At 68.2% G+C, this 16,744-nt stretch carries 7 protein-coding genes; 3 read left to right on the top strand and 4 right to left on the bottom strand.

Translation table 11 applies throughout. The annotated features are described in order from the left end of the window. Positions 1–19 precede the first annotated feature (19 nt). The 4 genes from ACSQ27_RS00755 to hemC are packed head-to-tail and all read right to left on the bottom strand — an operon-like array spanning position 20 to position 4,349. The gene (locus ACSQ27_RS00755; protein ID WP_436153573.1) at positions 20–1,309 is read right to left on the bottom strand and encodes a heme biosynthesis HemY N-terminal domain-containing protein; all 1,290 of its coding nucleotides are present in this window, start codon (positions 1,307–1,309) and stop codon (positions 20–22) included. A gap of 24 nt (positions 1,310–1,333) precedes the next feature. After that, positions 1,334–2,500: a uroporphyrinogen-III C-methyltransferase gene (locus ACSQ27_RS00750; RefSeq protein ID WP_436153572.1), complete on the bottom strand. Its 1,167-nt coding sequence runs from the start codon at positions 2,498–2,500 to the stop codon at positions 1,334–1,336. After that, positions 2,497–3,330, bottom strand: a complete 834-nt coding sequence (locus ACSQ27_RS00745; protein ID WP_436153571.1) for a uroporphyrinogen-III synthase — start codon at positions 3,328–3,330, stop codon at positions 2,497–2,499. The genes ACSQ27_RS00750 and ACSQ27_RS00745 overlap by 4 nt, the downstream gene beginning before the upstream one ends. Continuing rightward, positions 3,330–4,349, bottom strand: coding sequence for a hydroxymethylbilane synthase (hemC, locus tag ACSQ27_RS00740; protein ID WP_436155376.1), 1,020 nt, complete (start codon positions 4,347–4,349; stop codon positions 3,330–3,332). Before hemC ends, ACSQ27_RS00745 begins: the two co-directional genes overlap by 1 nt. 53 nt (positions 4,350–4,402) lie before the next feature. Here hemC and ppc point away from each other — a divergent pair, with 53 nt between their 5' ends. From ppc to ACSQ27_RS00725, 3 genes are all read left to right on the top strand, one after another. Beyond that, positions 4,403–7,288 carry a phosphoenolpyruvate carboxylase gene (gene ppc, locus ACSQ27_RS00735; protein WP_436153570.1) on the top strand — a complete coding sequence of 962 codons (2,886 nt, stop codon included), beginning with the start codon at positions 4,403–4,405 and terminating at the stop codon, positions 7,286–7,288. Between the two features lie 825 nt (positions 7,289–8,113). Further along, positions 8,114–8,341 carry a hypothetical protein gene (locus tag ACSQ27_RS00730; protein ID WP_436153569.1) on the top strand — a complete coding sequence of 76 codons (228 nt, stop codon included), beginning with the start codon at positions 8,114–8,116 and terminating at the stop codon, positions 8,339–8,341. A 4-nt stretch (positions 8,342–8,345) separates the two neighbouring features. Continuing rightward, positions 8,346–16,499 (top strand): GH36-type glycosyl hydrolase domain-containing protein, encoded by an 8,154-nt coding sequence (locus tag ACSQ27_RS00725; RefSeq protein ID WP_436153568.1) that lies wholly within the window; start codon positions 8,346–8,348, stop codon positions 16,497–16,499. The last annotated feature ends 245 nt before the right edge of the window (positions 16,500–16,744 follow it).

Genomic DNA, 16,744 nt, shown 5'->3' with positions numbered 1-16,744 from the left:
GCGCCGCGGAAACTGTTTTTCAGATCTGCGCGGCGCGCTTGTAGGCCTGCGCTGCGGCGGCTTCGTCCTCGCGCTGCTCGGCCAGCAAGGCCAGCGCGCGCCAGGCATTGCGGTGCAGCGTGACGTCCTGCAGGGCCGGGGCCGCCTGCGACAGCAGTTGGCGGGCCTTGCCCCAGAGCTGGCGGTTCAGGCAGGCCATGCCCGCCAGGTACTGCAGGTTGGCGTCGCGCGGGCGGCTCAGTTGCGCCGCCTCTATGCGCGCCAGCCAGGCCGCGTCCAGCGAATCCAGGCCGGTTTCGAGCACGCTGATCAGCTTGATGCGCAGGTTGTCGCCGATGTCCGAGCGCGGCTGCATCATGCTGTCCCAGACCTGCAGCAGCCAGGCGCGCGCCAGTTCCGGCTCGCCGTGCAGCGCCATCAGGCGCGATGCGGCATGCACCACCAGTTCGGGCATGGCGCGCTCGCCCTCGTCGAGTGAAAACCAGGCCTGTTGCAGCTGCGACGGGTCGTGCGCGTCGTTGAGAAGTTCCAGCGCCAGGCCGCGGATGATGCTTTGCGCCGCCGCCTGCGAAAACGCGCGGTGCTTGGCCAAGAGGCGCGCGGTTTCCAGCGCCTGCGAGGTCTGCCGCGCATGGCGCGAGGCGCGCAGCTTCATGCGCAGCGCCAGCGTGCGGCGCGATGCGCCCTGCGGCAGCTGGGCCAGCCAGTCGAGCGCAGCGCCGGCGTCCCGGTCGTCCAGCGCCCAGCGCGCGGCGCGGAACTGCACGCCCTCGCGCACCTCCTGCGCATGGCGCGGGGCCGAGCTTTGCAGCGCCTGGTGCAGGTGCTGGTCGCGCAGGCCCTTGTTCTGCAGCGACTGCGCGGCCTCGGCCACCAGCAGGTGGGCCAGCGCGCGCAGCTGGCCGCCGCGGCTGGCGCTGTGGCCGGTCACGTGGCCGGACTGGTCGGCCAGCAGGGCCAGGCTTTTTTCCTGCGCCAGCGCGTTTTGCGCCGATTTGGTGGAGCGTATATAGCGCCCGGCCAGCAGGTGGGCCAATGAATCCATGAGGGCGCCGTACATCGCGCGCTCTTTTTGCTGGGCGCGCCAGCGCCGCGCTTCGGCCGGCAGCGAAAACACCGCCGACAGCGCGCGCAGCGCCAGGTACAGCACGAAGAACAGGCCGGCCAGCAGCAACACCATCAGGTTGAAGGAAATGTCGACCCGGTGCGGCGGCCAGAAGATGGTCACCACCGCCTGGTTGTTGCCCGCGAACAGCGCCACGGCAACCGCCACGCCAAAAAGGGCCAGTAGCCAGAGAGCGGCGCGCATGCGTGTGTCCTGCCTTTGGGGAAATCAGCGGCCCGCGGCCGCCGTGGCCAGCGCGGCCATGGTTTCGTCAAGGCGCGGCAGCTCACTGGTCTTGAGCTGGCCCTGCACCTGGGCCAGCAGCTGGGCCGCGGCCTGGGTCTTGCGAGAGTTGGGGTCGAAATACTTGCCCAGCCAGGCGTTGGCGCTGGCAAGGTCGGCGCGCACCGAATCGGTCTGGCGCGACAGCAGCGCCAGGCGCGCGTTGAGCAGGCGCAGCTTGAGGTTTTCACGCAGGAAGAAGGATTGCTCGGGCGACAGCAGCGCCGCCTCGGGCTGCTCGATGCGGCTCACGCGCAGCAGCTTGCGCCCCTCTTCGCGCAGGTTGTCCAGCGTGCGCTGCGACCAGGCGCTGAGCGAAAGTTTGTCGAATATTCCCATCGGAGGCTTGTCGGCCGCCGCAGCGCTGGCGCCGGGGCGCGCGGCGGGGGCGTGTGCCGGCGCGCTGAGGGCCGGCGCCGAGCGCAAGGGGCTGTTGGCCACCATGGCATTGGCCACCGGCAGTTCATCGGCCATGCGGGCCAGTTCGTCGAGCTTGAGCATCAGCACCGGCACGTCGGTCAGCGTCGCGGCCTTGATGCGGTCCATGTCGCGCGCGATGGCGCGCTGCAAAGGGTTCAGGCGCGGCTGGGCGGCGCGCGCCAGGCGCTGGTCGGCCGACTTGAGCGCGGCCAGCAGTGGTTCGGCGCTCCCCGTAAGCTGGGCCTGCTGCTGCGCCAGGCGCAGCGCGGACTCGACGTCCACCACCAGGTTTTCATCGCGCGAGCGCGACAGGCTTTGCATCAGTTCTTCGAGCTGGGTGCGCTGCAGGCTGACCTCGCTGATGCGGGTTTCCTGGATGGCCAGCCGCGCCGAAAGTTCGCGCGTGGCTTCCTGGGCCTGGCGCGCCAGGGTGCGCGCTTCGATGGACTGCGCGCCGGAATCCAGGCTGCGGCGCGCCAGCTCTTCCTGGATGTTGCCGAGCTTTTGCCACAGCAGGCCGCTGGCCAGCAGGCCACCGGCCGCGAGAACGGCCACGAGCAGCGCCCACTTGCGGGGCACCAGCCAGACGTCGGGCGCCACAATCGGCGGTTCGGCCACGACCAGCGCGCGCTCCAGCACAGGCTGGTTGTCGGGCGTGGGGGGAATGGGCTGGGCTGTTTGGGGATCGCTCATGGATAAAAGGATTCTATCGAGGCCAATGTGTCCCTGATGTCCTTCAGGGCGGGACGTGACGCCACAACAACACCCCAACCGGCGGCGCGCACGGCTTCCTCGATCCGCGGGTGCGTGGCCACCGCGCGGGCCTTGCGCCAATCGACGCCGGCCAGCGCCGGCAGGCGCGTGAGGTTGGCCAGCGCTTCCGAACTGCTGAACAGCCAGACCGAACCGTCCGCGCTGGCGGCGCGCGCGCGCGCCAGTTGCCGCTCACTGAATTGGGGGGCCCTGCGCTGGTACACACTGACAAAGTCCACCTGCGCACCGGCCGCTTCCCACTGGCGGGCGATCCAGTCGCGCCCCGACGACACCGCAGCGCCCGCGGCATCGGAGCTTTCGCCGCGCACCACCAGCACACGCCGGCCGCGCCAGTCGCGCTGGCCGACCACGGCCCACAGGGCCTCAGAGTCAAACTGCCCGGCGGAGTCGGCCGGCGCGTCGACCTGCGCGGCAGGCACACCCGCCGCCAGCAGGGCTGCCACGGTGCCCGGCCCGGGCGCCATCAGGCGCAGGGCGGGCGGCAGGCCTTCAGCGCCTGCCAGGGGAGATTTGAAAAAATACTCGACCGCATTGCCGCTGACGAACATGCAGGCCGCATAGCCGCCCAGCGCCTGCCGCGCCTGCGCCAGCGCGGCGCCGTCGGACGCGGGGGCGATAGCGATGAGCGGCAGGGCTTCGGCCGCGAAGCCCTCCTGCCGCAGCTGCTCCACCCAGTGCTGCGCATCGGCCGCCGGCCGCGTCACGATGACGGGGGCCGCACCGGCCGCAGGCACCGGCATCCGCGGCATCAGGCGTCCGGGCCTTTGCCGGCCCACACGGCGCCGCCGGCGCGCAGTTGCGCCGCCACGGCTTCACCCAGGGCCTCGGCCTCGGCAAAATTGCGTACCTGGGCGGTCCGGTTCACCTGCACCAGCGGCGCCAGCGGGCCGGCGCCAGGGGTGGTGGGCGCCTCGGCCGTGGCCGGGTCGCCCCAGGCGGCATTGAGCTGCATCGCATCGCCCGCCGCCGTGCCCTGCGTGAAGGCCGCCAGCGGCATGGAGCAGCTGCCGCCCATGGCGCGGGACACCGTGCGTTCGGCCGTCACGGCCAGCCAGGTCGGCGTGTGCGCCAGCGCGGCCAGCGCGGCCAGCAGGTCGGCGCGGTCGGCGCGCACTTCAATGCCCAATGCGCCCTGGCCCGCGGCAGGCAGCATCTGGGCGGGTTCGAAGGTGGCGCGTATTCGAGATTCCAGGCCCAGGCGCTTCAGGCCCGCGGCCGCCAGCACGATGGCGTGGTACTGGCCCTCGTCGAGCTTGCGCAAACGCGTGTCGAGGTTGCCGCGCAGCGGCTGTATCACCAGGTCGGGCCGCAAGGCCTTGAGCAGCACCAGCCGGCGCAGGCTGGAGGTGCCAACCACCGCGCCTTGCGGCAAATCGGCCAGTGCAGCGAATTGATTAGACACAAAAGCATCGCGCGGGTCCTCGCGCTCCAGCACGCAGGCCAGGGCGAAGCCCTCGGGCAAGTCCATGGGCACGTCTTTCAGCGAATGCACGGCGATGTCTGCCCGTCCCTCGCTGAGCGCCACCTCGAGTTCCTTGACGAACAGGCCCTTGCCGCCGACCTTGCTCAGCGAGCGGTCCAGGATCTGGTCGCCCTGGGTGGTCATGCCCAGCAGTTCGACCTGCCAGCCCAGGCGCGCCTGCAGCAGCGCCTTGACATGCTCGGCCTGCCACAGGGCCAGGCGGCTCTCGCGCGTGGCGATGACCACCTTCTTGATACCAGGGGGGTTGGGTTCAGACACTGCGGACACTCGTAACCTGCTTGTAATACTTGGGGGGAAGTGAATGCTAGCATGCGAGGATCAAGAACTAGAGGGTAGAGATGGTCACTTCCGCGCGCGCCAAAAAGCTACAACAACACGCCGTTGAGGGCGCCAGGGACGGCGCCGCAGCCGCCGTTCCCAAGGCCTCCACCCGTTCCCGGGACAACGAACGGCCACTGGTCGAGGACATTCGCCTGCTGGGCCGCATCCTCGGCGACGTGATCCGCGAACAGGAAGGCGTGGCCGCCTATGAGCTGATAGAGCAGGTGCGCAAGCTGTCGGTCACTTTCCGGCGCGACGCCGACCCCGAAGCCGACAAGGCGCTCAAAAAGCTGCTCAAGGGCCTGTCGGGCGACCAGACCGTCAGCGTGATCCGCGCCTTCACCTATTTCAGCCACCTGGCCAACCTGGCCGAAGACCGCCACCACATCCGCCGCCGCGCCGTGCACGAGCGCGCGGGCGACACCCAGGAAGGCAGCATCGAGGTCGCGCTGGCCCGGCTGCGCTGGGCCGGCATCTCGACCCGCACGATCTCCAACACGCTGGCGCACAGCTTTGTCTCGCCGGTGCTCACCGCCCATCCCACCGAAGTGCAGCGCAAGAGCATCCTCGACGCCGAGCGCGACATCGCCCAGCTGCTGACCGCGCGCGACGACATCAAGGCCCTGGCGCTGGCCCACAACGCCGCCAAGGACGCCCTCACGCCGCGCGAACTGGCCGCCAACGAGGCGCAGCTGCGCGCCCGCGTGATGCAGCTGTGGCAAACGCGTTTGCTGCGTTTCAGCAAACTCACCGTGGCCGACGAAATCGAAAACGCGCTGAGCTATTACGAAGCCACCTTCCTGCGCGAGATTCCCAAGCTCTACGCCAACCTCGAGCGCGAACTCGGCAACCAGCCGGTGCACAGCTTTCTGCGCATGGGCCAATGGATAGGCGGCGACCGCGACGGCAACCCCAACGTCAGCGCCGACACCCTCAACTACGCGCTGGGCCGGCAGGCCGAGGTAGCGCTGCGCCACTACCTGACCGAGGTCCACTTCCTGGGCGGCGAACTCTCGCAGTCGGCCATGCTGGTCGACTTCAGCCCCGAGATGCGCGCCCTGGCCGAAAGCTCGCCCGACACCAGCGAGCACCGCAAGGACGAGCCCTATCGCCGCGCCCTGACCGGCGTCTACGCCCGCCTGGCCGCCACCCTGAAAGACCTGACCGGCGGCGAGGCCGCGCGCCACGCCGTCGCGCCGCAAAACGCCTACCTGAAGTCCGAGGACTTCCTGGCCGATTTGCGCACCATCGAAACCTCGCTCCGGGCCCACCACGGCGAAGCCATCGTCGCCCAGCGCCTGCACCCGCTGATACGCGCGGTCGAAGTCTTCGGCTTCCACCTGGCCACCGTCGATTTGCGCCAGAGCTCCGACAAGCACGAGGAAGTGGTGGCCGAGCTGCTGGCCGTCGCGCGCATCGAAGCGCACTACGCCAAGCTCGACGAAGCTGCCAAGCGCGTGCTGCTGGTGGGCCTGCTCAACGACGCGCGGCCGCTGCGCGTGGTCGGCAGCGACTACTCGGCCCATGCGCAAAGCGAACTGGCGATTTTCGAGGCCGCCCGCACGGCGCGCGCGCGCTTCGGCAAGGAGGCGATACGCCACTACATCATCAGCCACACCGAAACCGTGAGCGACCTGCTCGAGGTGTTGCTGCTGCAAAAAGAAGTCGGCCTGATGCACGGAACCCTGGACGGCAACGCCACCAACGACCTGATCGTGGTGCCGCTGTTTGAGACCATCGAAGACCTGCGCAATGCCGCACCCATCATGCGCGAGTTCTACGCGCTGCCCGGCATCGCCCAGCTGGTCAAGCGCAGCGGCGCCGAGCAGGACATCATGCTCGGCTACTCCGACAGCAACAAGGACGGCGGCATCTTCACCAGCAACTGGGAGCTCTACCGCGCCGAGATCGCGCTGGTCGAGCTCTTCGACGTGCTGGCCAACTCGCACAACATCCAGCTGCGCATGTTCCACGGCCGCGGCGGCACGGTAGGCCGCGGCGGCGGCCCCAGCTACCAGGCCATCCTGGCGCAACCACCGGGCACGGTGCGCGGGCAGATACGCCTGACCGAACAGGGCGAAGTCATAGGCTCCAAATACGCCAATCCCGAAATCGGCCGGCGCAACCTCGAAACCCTGGTGGCCGCCACACTGGAAGCCACCCTGCTGCAGCCGACCAAACCCGCGACCAAGGCCTTTTTGCAGGCCGCGGCCGGTTTGTCGGAAGCCAGCATGGCGGCCTACCGCGCCCTGGTCTACGACACCCCCGGTTTCACCGAATATTTTTTCAGCGCCACACCGATACGCGAAATCGCCGAACTCAACATCGGCTCGCGCCCGGCCTCGCGCAAGGCCTCGCAAAAAATCGAAGACCTGCGCGCCATCCCCTGGGGTTTCAGCTGGGGCCAATGCCGCCTCACCCTGCCCGGCTGGTACGGCTTCGGCTCGGCCATCGCGCAGATGCTGAACGAAGGCGGAACACCCGCCGCGCGCAAGGAAGCACTGGCATTGCTGCAAAAAATGTACAAGCAGTGGCCCTTCTTCCGCACCCTGCTCAGCAACATGGACATGGTGCTGGCCAAGAGCGACCTGGCGCTGGCCTCGCGTTATTCCGAGCTGGTGGGCGACGCGCGCCTGCGCAAAAAGATCTTCGGCGCCATCGAGGCCGAGTGGCACCTCACGGCCGAAGCGCTGGGCCTGATCACCGGCGAAAAGCAGCGCCTGGCCGGCAACGCCGCACTGCAGCGTTCCATACGCCATCGCTTTCCGTACATCGACCCGCTGCATCACTTGCAGGTTGAGTTGGTGCGGCGTTATCGGGCTGGTCAGGCTGACCAGCGGGTGCAGACGGGGATTCATATTTCGATCAACGGCATCGCGGCCGGGTTGCGGAATACGGGTTAAGGGCCGGTCTTGCTCGGGCCTTTGCGCTCCAGTTCTCTCTTCTACTCCAGTTCTCTCTTCTTAGTTCTGCTGGCCGGGGGTTGCCCGGCGGCAAGTAACTTTCTTTTGCTTCGCCAAAAGAAAGTCACCAAAGAAAAGGCGACCCGCAGTCTGGGTCCCTACGCTTCGCTTCGGGCAACCTGCGGTGCTCGACTACGGCGGGGTCTCGCGCAAACTCGCTTCGCTCAGACAAGCGCGATCCCTGATCCGCCTACGTCTGCGCTCCTCGGCCCAGCCAGGACGGGGCAATCGGGAGCGGGGACAAAAATACAAAGAACAAACCAAGACAAACAAGGACTCGCCACGGCGAGTCCTTGTTTCTTCAGGTATTCGGTATTGGTATTCCTTCCCCACCCCTTGTGGATGCGCCGAGGAGCGCAGGGTCAGACGGATCAGGGCAAAAACTTGTTTGAGCCGAAGGCGAGTTGTTTTTGACCCCGTCTGGACCGAGCACCGCAGGTTGCCCGTAGCGAAGCGAAGGGACGCAGCAACCAGGGTCGCCTTTTCTTTTGCTTACTTTTCTTTTGGCGAAGCAAAAGAAAAGTGAGTAGCCGCCGGGCTACCCCCGGCCAGCAGAATTCAGAAGAGAGCGCACTGCCGGAGCAAGACCCGGGGTAGCAGGCCGTAGGGGTATTCAAGAAGCGCATACTGTAGGCCCTGTCCTAGACAAACTCCAGCGTCTTCCGATGGCACCCCGCAGTGCCTCTGCTTAGCATGGTGTCAGACACGGAGCAATGTGGCCTTCGCATTGCCCAACCCCCCAAGCCTAGCCCGGAGCGCAAAATCATGACCACCCTGGAGATCATGGCCGACAGGCCGTCGGCCATTCATACCGATTTTGTTTCCACCGACGCCGCCGACCTGGCGTCGCACATGGACCAGTGCGCGCATTCGCGCGGCCGCTTCTTCGGCCTGCAGTCGGGCCTTCAGTCCGCGCATTCCGTGATGTCGCCGCGCATTGTCACGGTGGCGGTGATCGTGGCGATCTGCCTCGGCCTTCTTGCCATAGCCTGAGCGAGTGGCTACGGCTGTCCTTGAACGGCTGGACACCTTAAGCGCCTACGCCCGGCAACTCCTCGTCGGCCGCCGCGGCGACATACAGCAGCCCATACGCGCGGAACTGTTCGGCGCCCAGCGTTTTGAAGAGCATGGCCGCAGCCTGGCTGCCGCACAGGCGGTGCGCCCAGCCGGCAGCCCCGACACCGACCCGCCGTTTTTTCCGCGCGTTCAAGAAAACATCGCCGCCATACGGCTGGCCTACGACTACATCGCGCTGACTTCGCGCAGCGGCCACTACGTCACGCCCGCCGCCGAATGGCTGCTCGACAACTTTCACCTGGTCGAGGCGCAGCTCCAGCAGATCCAGGAGGGCGTGCCGCACCGCTACTACGCCGACCTGCCCAAGCTGGCGGACAAACCCCTGCAAGGCCTGCCGCGCGTCTACGGCATTGCCTGGGCTTATGTGGCACATACCGACAGCGTGCTGGATCCGGTGCTGTTCACCGCCTTCCTGCATGCCTACCAGGAGGTCAGCGAACTCAACCTCGGCGAACTCTGGGCCCTGCCCACCACGCTGCGCGTGGTGCTGCTGGAGAACCTGCGCCGCATGGCCGACCGCATCGCCTGGAACAAGGTCGCGCGCGAGGTGGCCCACGCCGCCTGGGACAAAGCCGACGCCCTGAGCCTGCGCGATCTCGACGAACTGCTGGCCCTGATGCAGGCCCACGGCCTGGAGCGCAGCTACCTCACCCAGCTGTGGCAGCGCATGCCCGTGGAGCGCACCGAATCCGATTTGCACCCCGCGCTCCTGCTGGTCCGCTGGGCGGAACGGCACTGCACCGACGCCCTGGGCATGATCGGCGAAGGGCAGACCGTGCAGGTGGCCGCCAACCTGACCGTCAGCAACATCATCACCACCCTGCGGCTGATCGGACAGGTCGAGTGGGTCGAACTGATCGAGCCGGTCAGCCATTCCCTGCAGGTGCTGCGCCGCTTGCCCAGCTTCTCACGCGAAAGCGAGATGACGCGCCAGCAGATCACGCGCGCGATGGAGCGGCTGGCGCAGCAAAGTGGAAAATCCGAGCGCGCCGTCGCCGAAGCCGTTCTGGCCGCGGCACGCCAGCCCAACAACTCCATGGTCGCGCGCACCGCGGGCTACTACCTGATAGGCTCCGGCCGCCCGATGCTCGAGGCCGCGCTGCGCCCCGCGGCCGGCCCGCGCAAGGCTTTGCCCAGCAACGAAACGCCGCGCGCCTGGCGCCTGCCCTTGTTTGCGGCCGCCTGGGCCGCCGGCACCGCCGCGCTGCTCACCTGGGCGCTTCATCCGCTGACCGTGCTCCTGCTGCCCTGGCCCGCCTGGGTGGCGGTGTTCCTCATGGCCTGGCCGGCCTCCGAAGCCGTGGTCGCGCTGATCCATCGCCTGATCGCCGAATCCACCCGCATACAGCCGCTGGCCCGGCTGGACTTCAACGCCGGCATTCCGCCCGAGCACCGCGTGCTGGTGGTGATCCCCTCCATGCTGTCGTCCATTGAAGCCAACGGCGAACTGGCGCACCGCCTGCATCTGCACTGGCTGGCCAGCCGGGAAGCCAACGCGCAATTCGCGCTGCTCACCGACTGGGCCGACGCCGACACCGAAAGCGCGCCCGGTGACCAGGCCCTGCTGGACGATGTGCTGGCCAGGCTGCGCGCCCTGAACGCGGCCTACCCCGTGGCCCAGGGCGCGCCCGCCCGTTTTGTGCTGCTGCACCGCCCGCGCACCTGGTCGGCTACCGAGCGCCGCTGGATTGGCTGGGAGCGCAAGCGCGGCAAGCTCGAGATGCTGCTGCGCCACCTGGCGCAGCGCTCCGCGCCAGGCTTCCTGCCCGCCGGCGCCGACATGCGGCTGGCCGAAGGCACGCGCTACGTGGTCACACTGGACAGCGACACCACCCTGCCCGCGGGGTCGCTGCGCGAGCTCGTGTCGATTGCCGCGCATCCGCTCAACACCCCGCAGATCGACCGCAAAACCCGGCGCGTCACGGCCGGCTACGGCATCTTGCAGCCCCGCGTGGCCACGCCGCTATCGGCGCACCGCGAGCGATCGGTATTCCATACCCTCTTTGCCGGCCAGCGCGGGCTGGACCCTTACAGCAGCGGCACCTCCGACCTCTACCAGGACGTGTTCGGCATGGGCAATTTCACCGGCAAGGGCCTGCTGCATGTCGAGGCCGTGCACGCCGTGCTGGACCGCCGGCTGCCCGAAGGCGCCATCCTGAGCCACGACCTGCTCGAAGGCAGCATCGCGCGCTGCGGCTATGCGGGCGATGTCGTGCTGATGGAAGACCACCCGCACCATGCCGGCGTGGCGGCCTCGCGCGTACACCGCTGGACGCGCGGCGACTGGCAGTTGCTGCCCCTGATGCTGCGGCCCGCCGCCTTCGGCATAGACGCCCTGGGCTTGTGGCGCATGGCGGACAACCTGCGCCGCTCGCTGGTCGCGCCGGCCTGCTTCGCGCTGCTGGCCTGGGTGGTCTTCACCGGCGCGCTGCCGCTGGGCACCGCCCTGGCCCTGAGTTTCCTGGCCTTCCTGGCCGGCCCGCTGATGGGCGCACTGGCAGGGTTGATCCCCACGCGCCGCGGCATCGCCTGGCTGCACTTTTTCGACGTCGGCATGCGCGATGTGGGGCGCAGCCTGGCGCAGGCGGCCTGGCAGTTCAGCCAGCTGGCGGTGCAAGCCGCCCTCATGGTCGACGCCGTGGCCAGGGCCCTCTGGCGCATGGCCTTCAGCCGCCGGCGCCTGCTGCAGTGGACCACCGCTGCCCAGGCGCAGGCCTCGGCGCAATACACACTGGGCACCTTTGTGCGCGGCCATGCCGCCGTATCCGTAGCCTGCGCCGCGCTCGCCGTGGCGGCGGCCTGGAGCCCCCATCCGGCAGCCGGCCCCGCGCTCTTCCTGTTATGGGCATTGGCGCCGGTGGTCGCCTGGTGGGGGAGCAAGCCGCCCCCGCCCGCGCCGCACGGCGCGTTGAACGCCGCCGACCGCGACTACCTGCTCAAGCTCGCACGCCAGACCTGGCACTTCTTCGAGCGCGTGGTCGGCCCCGAAGACCAGCACCTGCCGCCCGACAACCTGCAGATGGAGCCCGAGCCCACGCTGGCCCACCGCACCTCGCCCACCAATATCGGCCTGTACCTGATGGCCGTGGCCTGCGCGCGCGAATTCGGCTGGATCACCGGCAGCGAAATGGCCAAACGGCTGGCCGCTACGCTGGACACGGTGGAAGCCCTGCCCAAGCACAAGGGCCATCTCTTCAACTGGTATGAAACGCGCACGCTGCAAGTGCTGCAGCCGGCCTATGTCTCCACCGTAGACAGCGGCAACCTCGCCGGCCACCTGCTGGCGGTGGCGCAGTCCCTTCGCCAATTCGCATCCCAGGCGGGCACCGATCCGGCTGAAGCCGCCCACTGGATAGCGCTCGGCGAACGCTGCGAAAAGCTGTGCATGGCCATGGACTTCAGCGGCCTTTACAGCACCAAGCGCCACCTCTTTCATATCGGCCTGCGCGTGCATGAGCAGGCGCTGGATGCGAGTTTTTACGACCTGATGGCATCGGAGTCGCGCCTCACCAGCTTCCTGGCGATTGCCAAAGGCGACGTGCCACGGCGCCACTGGCAGGCGCTGGGCCGGGCTTTCCTGACCGTCGGCGTCACGCCGGGCCTCAAGTCCTGGTCGGGCTCCATGTTCGAATACCTGATGCCCTCGCTGGTGATGCGCGAGCCCGACGAGGGCCTGCTGCATATCTCAGGCCTGGCCGCGGTCAAGGAGCAGCAGGCCTACGGCGAATCCCAGGGCCTGCCCTGGGGTGTCTCGGAATCGGCCTATTTCGCCCAGGACCACACGCTGGCCTTCCAGTACTCGCCCTTCGGCGTGCCGCGCCTGGCCCTGCGCCGCACGCCGCCCACCGACCGCGTGGTCGCACCCTATGCCAGCATCATGGCGACCCAGTTCATGCCGCGCGAAGCCGCGGCCAATTTGCGCCAGCTTGAACAGTGGGGTGCGCGCGGCGAGTATGGTTTTGCCGACGCGCTGGACTTCACCGTCGCGCGCCAGCCCGGCGCGCAGGCCATGAGCCTGGTCAACACCTTCATGGCGCACCACCAGGGCATGTCGCTGGTGGCGCTGTGCAACGTGCTGTGCGACGAAGCACCGCGGCGCTGGTTCTCCTCGGCGCCGCTGATGCAGGCCTTTGAGTCGCTGCTGCATGAAAAGACGCCGCGCCAGATCATCGAAAGCGCAGATCCCCGCGCCCTGCCCGAGCCGGACGACACGGCCCAGGCCCGGCTCTACCACTCACGCGAGCTGGACCCCGCCGCGCCCGGCTGGCAGCCCACCCAGCTGCTGTCGAACGGGCGCTACAGCGTGGCCCTTCGCGCCAACGGCGCCGGCGTCAGCCGCTGGCGCAGCGGCGACAAGACCTGGAACATTTCGCGCTGGCGCGACGACCTGTTGCGCGATGCCTGCGGCACCTTCATCTACCTGCGCCCGGCGGGGCAAGACCGGCTCTCGTCCCTCACGCTGCATCCCGCGCCGCACCCGGACTGGCGCTACAAGGCCACCTTCCTGGCCGACCGCGTGCAGTTTGACGCGGCATCGGACCAACTGGAAATGCGTACCACCGTGCTGGTCAGCCCCGAAGACGACACCGAAATACGCACCGTCACGCTGCACAACGTCTCCAGCGCCGATATCACGCTGGACGTCGTGTCATGTTTCGAGGCCGTGCTGACCGACCCGCGCGCCGACGAAGCCCATCCGGCTTTTTCCAATCTGTTCATCGAGACCCAGTGGCATGCCGAATGGCGCGCACTTCTGCTGACGCGCAAGGCCCGGCTGCAAGGCGACCCGGCCATGGCGGTGGCGCACTTCCTGGCGGATTCCGAGGCCAACGTGCGGTCCATCGACTTCATCGCGGACCGCCGCGCCTTCCTGGGGCGCAACCGCGGCCCCGCCGAGCCCGCGCTGCAAACGCAGGTCCACGGCGAAGGCGGCGCGCCCATCAACGGGCTGGACCCGGTCGCCGGGCTGCGCGTGCGCATACGCATCCCGGCCGGCGGCGTGGCAAGGCTCAGCTTTGCCACCGCCGCCGCCCCCAACACCGACGAGCTGGCCGCCCGCATCGACAAATACCTGCAACCCATGCACGTGGAACGCGCCACCCGCATGGCCGCCACGCTGGCCCAGGTGCGGCTGCGCGACCTCGGCGTGGACCCCGAGGAAAACGCCGCGCTGCAGGACATCAACACCGCGCTGATGTACAGCTGCACCCGCCCGGTGGGCGAGCGCGGCCTGGTGGACCAACGCCAGCTCTGGCGCTTCGGGATTTCCGGCGACAAACCCATCCTGCTGGTGCTCATCCACTCCAGCAACGGCATGACGCTGGTGCACTCCCTGCTGCAGGCCCAGCCCTGGTGGAGTTTTTGCGGCCTGGCCGCCGACGTGGTGATCCTCAACAGCGAGGTCAACTCTTACCTGATGCCGCTGCAGCGCGACATCCTCGCCCTGCGCGACCGCACGCTGCGGCAGGCCGAAAACAGCTTTCCGGGCCGGGACGCCGGCGGCTTTTTCCTGCTGCGCGAGCAGGAGATCGTGCCCTCCGAGAAAGCCGCCCTCACGGGCCTGGCGCGGATCATCCTCGTGGCCGACGGCCGGCCGCTGGAGCAGCAGGCCGCGGCGCTCCAGGCCATCGGCAGCCCGCAGCGCACCGGTGCGTCCACCGCGGCCCCGCTGCCCACGCCCCACGCCGCCGGTGACACGCAGGCGCCGCAAGGCCGCTTTGATGCCGCCACCGGCGAGTTCCAGTTTGTGGTGGACCAAGCCCATCGCCCGCCCCGCCCCTGGGTCAACGTGATCGCCAATTCCGCCTTCGGCTTTCAGGTCTCCGAAGCCGGTGGAGGCTACACCTGGGCGGTCAACAGCCGGCTGCACCAGCTCACGCCCTGGTCCAACGACCCGGTGGCCGACCCCTGTTTTGAACACTACCTGCTGCAGGACCTGGACACACAGGCGCTGCTGCCCTTGAGCGCTAGCGCCGACAGTGGCGCATCTTGCCGCGTGCGCCACGGCCAGGGCTATTCCGCATTTGAATCCCTGCACGGCGCGCTGAAGGTAGAGACCACGTACTTTGTCGACATCAACGAGCCCGTCAAGCTTGTGCAACTGCAGCTGCACAACCAGGGCGGTGCAACGCGCCGGCTGCGCGCGCTGGCCATGGTCGAGTGGCAAATGGGCGCGGGGCGCCACGAACGCCGCACCGTCCGCGCCTGGAAATCCGACGACCCGGCCTTCACGGCTGTGCTCGCCAAACAGCGTGAAAGCCGCGCCGGTTTCGGCGGCAGCACGGCCTTTTTGTCCGTCGCCGGCCTGCCCGGCCCGCTGCAGTGGACCTGCGATCGAAGTGAGTTCTTCGACGCCACCGGCCGGCTGGTGATTCCCGCCGCGCTGGGCCGCAGCGCCACGGGGGGCGCAGACCCCTGCGCCGCGCTGGCGGGCCACTTCACACTGGCACCGGGCCAGAGCCTGACCTTGACCTTCATGCTCGGCCACGCCGCCGACCCGACAGCCGCCGAACAACTGGCGCGCCGCTGGCAAACACGTGATTCCACACAAACGCTGGACGAGGTCAAGGCTTATTGGGCCGGCCTGCTCGGCAAGCTTCAGGTGCGCACGCCCGACCCGCTGTTCGACGCCTTGGCCAACCGCTGGCTCCTCTACCAGACGCTGGCGTCCCGCCTGTGGTCCAAAGCCGGCTTCTACCAGGCCGGCGGCGCCTTCGGCTTTCGCGACCAGTTGCAGGATGCTATGGCCTTCGCCGTCATCGAACCCGACCGCCTGCGCCGGCAAATTTTGCTCAACGCCTCGCGCCAGTTTGCCGAGGGCGACGTGCAGCACTGGTGGCACGCGCCCGGCGGCGAAGGCGTGCGCACGCATTTCTCTGATGACCTGTTATGGCTGCCCTATGCCTGCGCCTACTACGTGCAGGTCACAGGCGATGCCAGCATCCTCGACGAGCCCGTCCCCTTCATCGATGGCCCGGCGATTCCCGAAGGCGCCGAAGACGCCTATTACGCGCCGCAGACCAGCACGCAAACGGCCACGCTGTTCGAGCACTGCGCCCGCACCCTCGACAAGAGCCTGGCCACCGGCGCCCACGGCCTGCCCCTGATGGGCACCGGCGACTGGAACGACGGCATGAACCGCGTCGGCCACGAAGGCCGCGGCGAATCAGTGTGGCTGGCCTGGTTTTTGTGCCGCGTGGTGCAGGACTTCGAGCCGCTGGCCCGCGCGCGCGGCGACCAGCGCGTCGACAGCTGGCTGGCCGCGCGCCAGGGCTGGATCGGTGCCTTGCACAAGGACGGCTGGGACGGCGCCTGGTTCCGCCGCGCCTTCTTCGACAACGGCGCGCCGCTGGGCTCCGCCGCCAACAGCGAATGCCGCATCGACCTGATCGCCCAGGCCTGGGCCGTGCTGTCCGGCGCGTCCACCGATGAATTCACGGTGCCCGCGATGCAGGCCATGAACGAACAGCTGGTCGACCCCGAGGCCGGCCTGCTGCGCCTGCTCACGCCGCCGCTGCAGCACTCGGCCGACAACCCCGGCTACATCCAGGCCTATCCGCCCGGCGTGCGCGAGAACGGTGGCCAGTATTCGCACGCCGCCGTCTGGGCCATGATGGCCCAGGCCGCCACCGGCGACGCCGAAGCCGCCTGGGAAAGCTTCCAGGCCCTGAGCCCCGCCCACCGCAGCGAACACCCGCTGCGCGGACCCGTGTATGAACTGGAGCCCTATGTAATGGCCGGCGACATCTACGGCAGCGCCCCTTATGTGGGCCGCGGCGGCTGGAGCTGGTACACCGGCTCAGCCGCCTGGCTACACCGCGCAGCCATCGAAAACATCCTGGGCCTGCGCGTGCAGCAGGGTGAACTGTCGCTGTCGCCGTGCGTGCCGGCGCACTGGCCGTCGTTTGAGATCACGCTGCGGCTGGACGGCCGCGTGCTGCAATTGCGCTGGCAGCGCAAGGGCGCTCCTGCGGACAGCAGCTTCACGCCGGATCGCCGCATCGCGGAAGGTGAAAAGTTGCTGCTGGCGGATTTGCCGGCGGAGGCAAGACTGCTTGTTCAGACAGTGGCTTGAACAGCATTGCCATCGCCCTGTCTTCAATCTGCGTTCATCTGCGTAATCTGCGGATACACCTTTTTATCCGCAGATAACGCAGATGAGGGTCAGCAAAGCAAACACCGACCCGTATTCACGTGATCGATACACCTGAGGGCGGCATCTAGAATCGCCCTAAGGGGTGGGGCTTTTCCATCCGTGAAAAGTCTCCATGACACCACACATCACCTGCATCCCCGCGCATCATGGCTTGTACGCATTGG

Source organism: Polaromonas sp. LjRoot131 (genome assembly GCF_964252805.1).
In the GTDB taxonomy this organism is placed as follows: Bacteria; Pseudomonadota; Gammaproteobacteria; order Burkholderiales; family Burkholderiaceae_C; genus Polaromonas.
This window is presented reverse-complemented; position numbering and strand designations above follow the sequence as displayed.

Coding starts and splice junctions, on each gene's coding strand:
- ACSQ27_RS00755 (WP_436153573.1), bottom strand. CDS start 1,309: ATGCGCGCCGCTCTCTGGCTACTGGCCCTTTTTGGCGTGGCGGTTGCC.
- ACSQ27_RS00750 (WP_436153572.1), bottom strand. CDS start 2,500: ATGAGCGATCCCCAAACAGCCCAGCCCATTCCCCCCACGCCCGACAAC.
- ACSQ27_RS00745 (WP_436153571.1), bottom strand. CDS start 3,330: ATGCCGCGGATGCCGGTGCCTGCGGCCGGTGCGGCCCCCGTCATCGTG.
- ppc (WP_436153570.1), top strand. CDS start 4,403: ATGGTCACTTCCGCGCGCGCCAAAAAGCTACAACAACACGCCGTTGAG.
- ACSQ27_RS00730 (WP_436153569.1), top strand. CDS start 8,114: ATGACCACCCTGGAGATCATGGCCGACAGGCCGTCGGCCATTCATACC.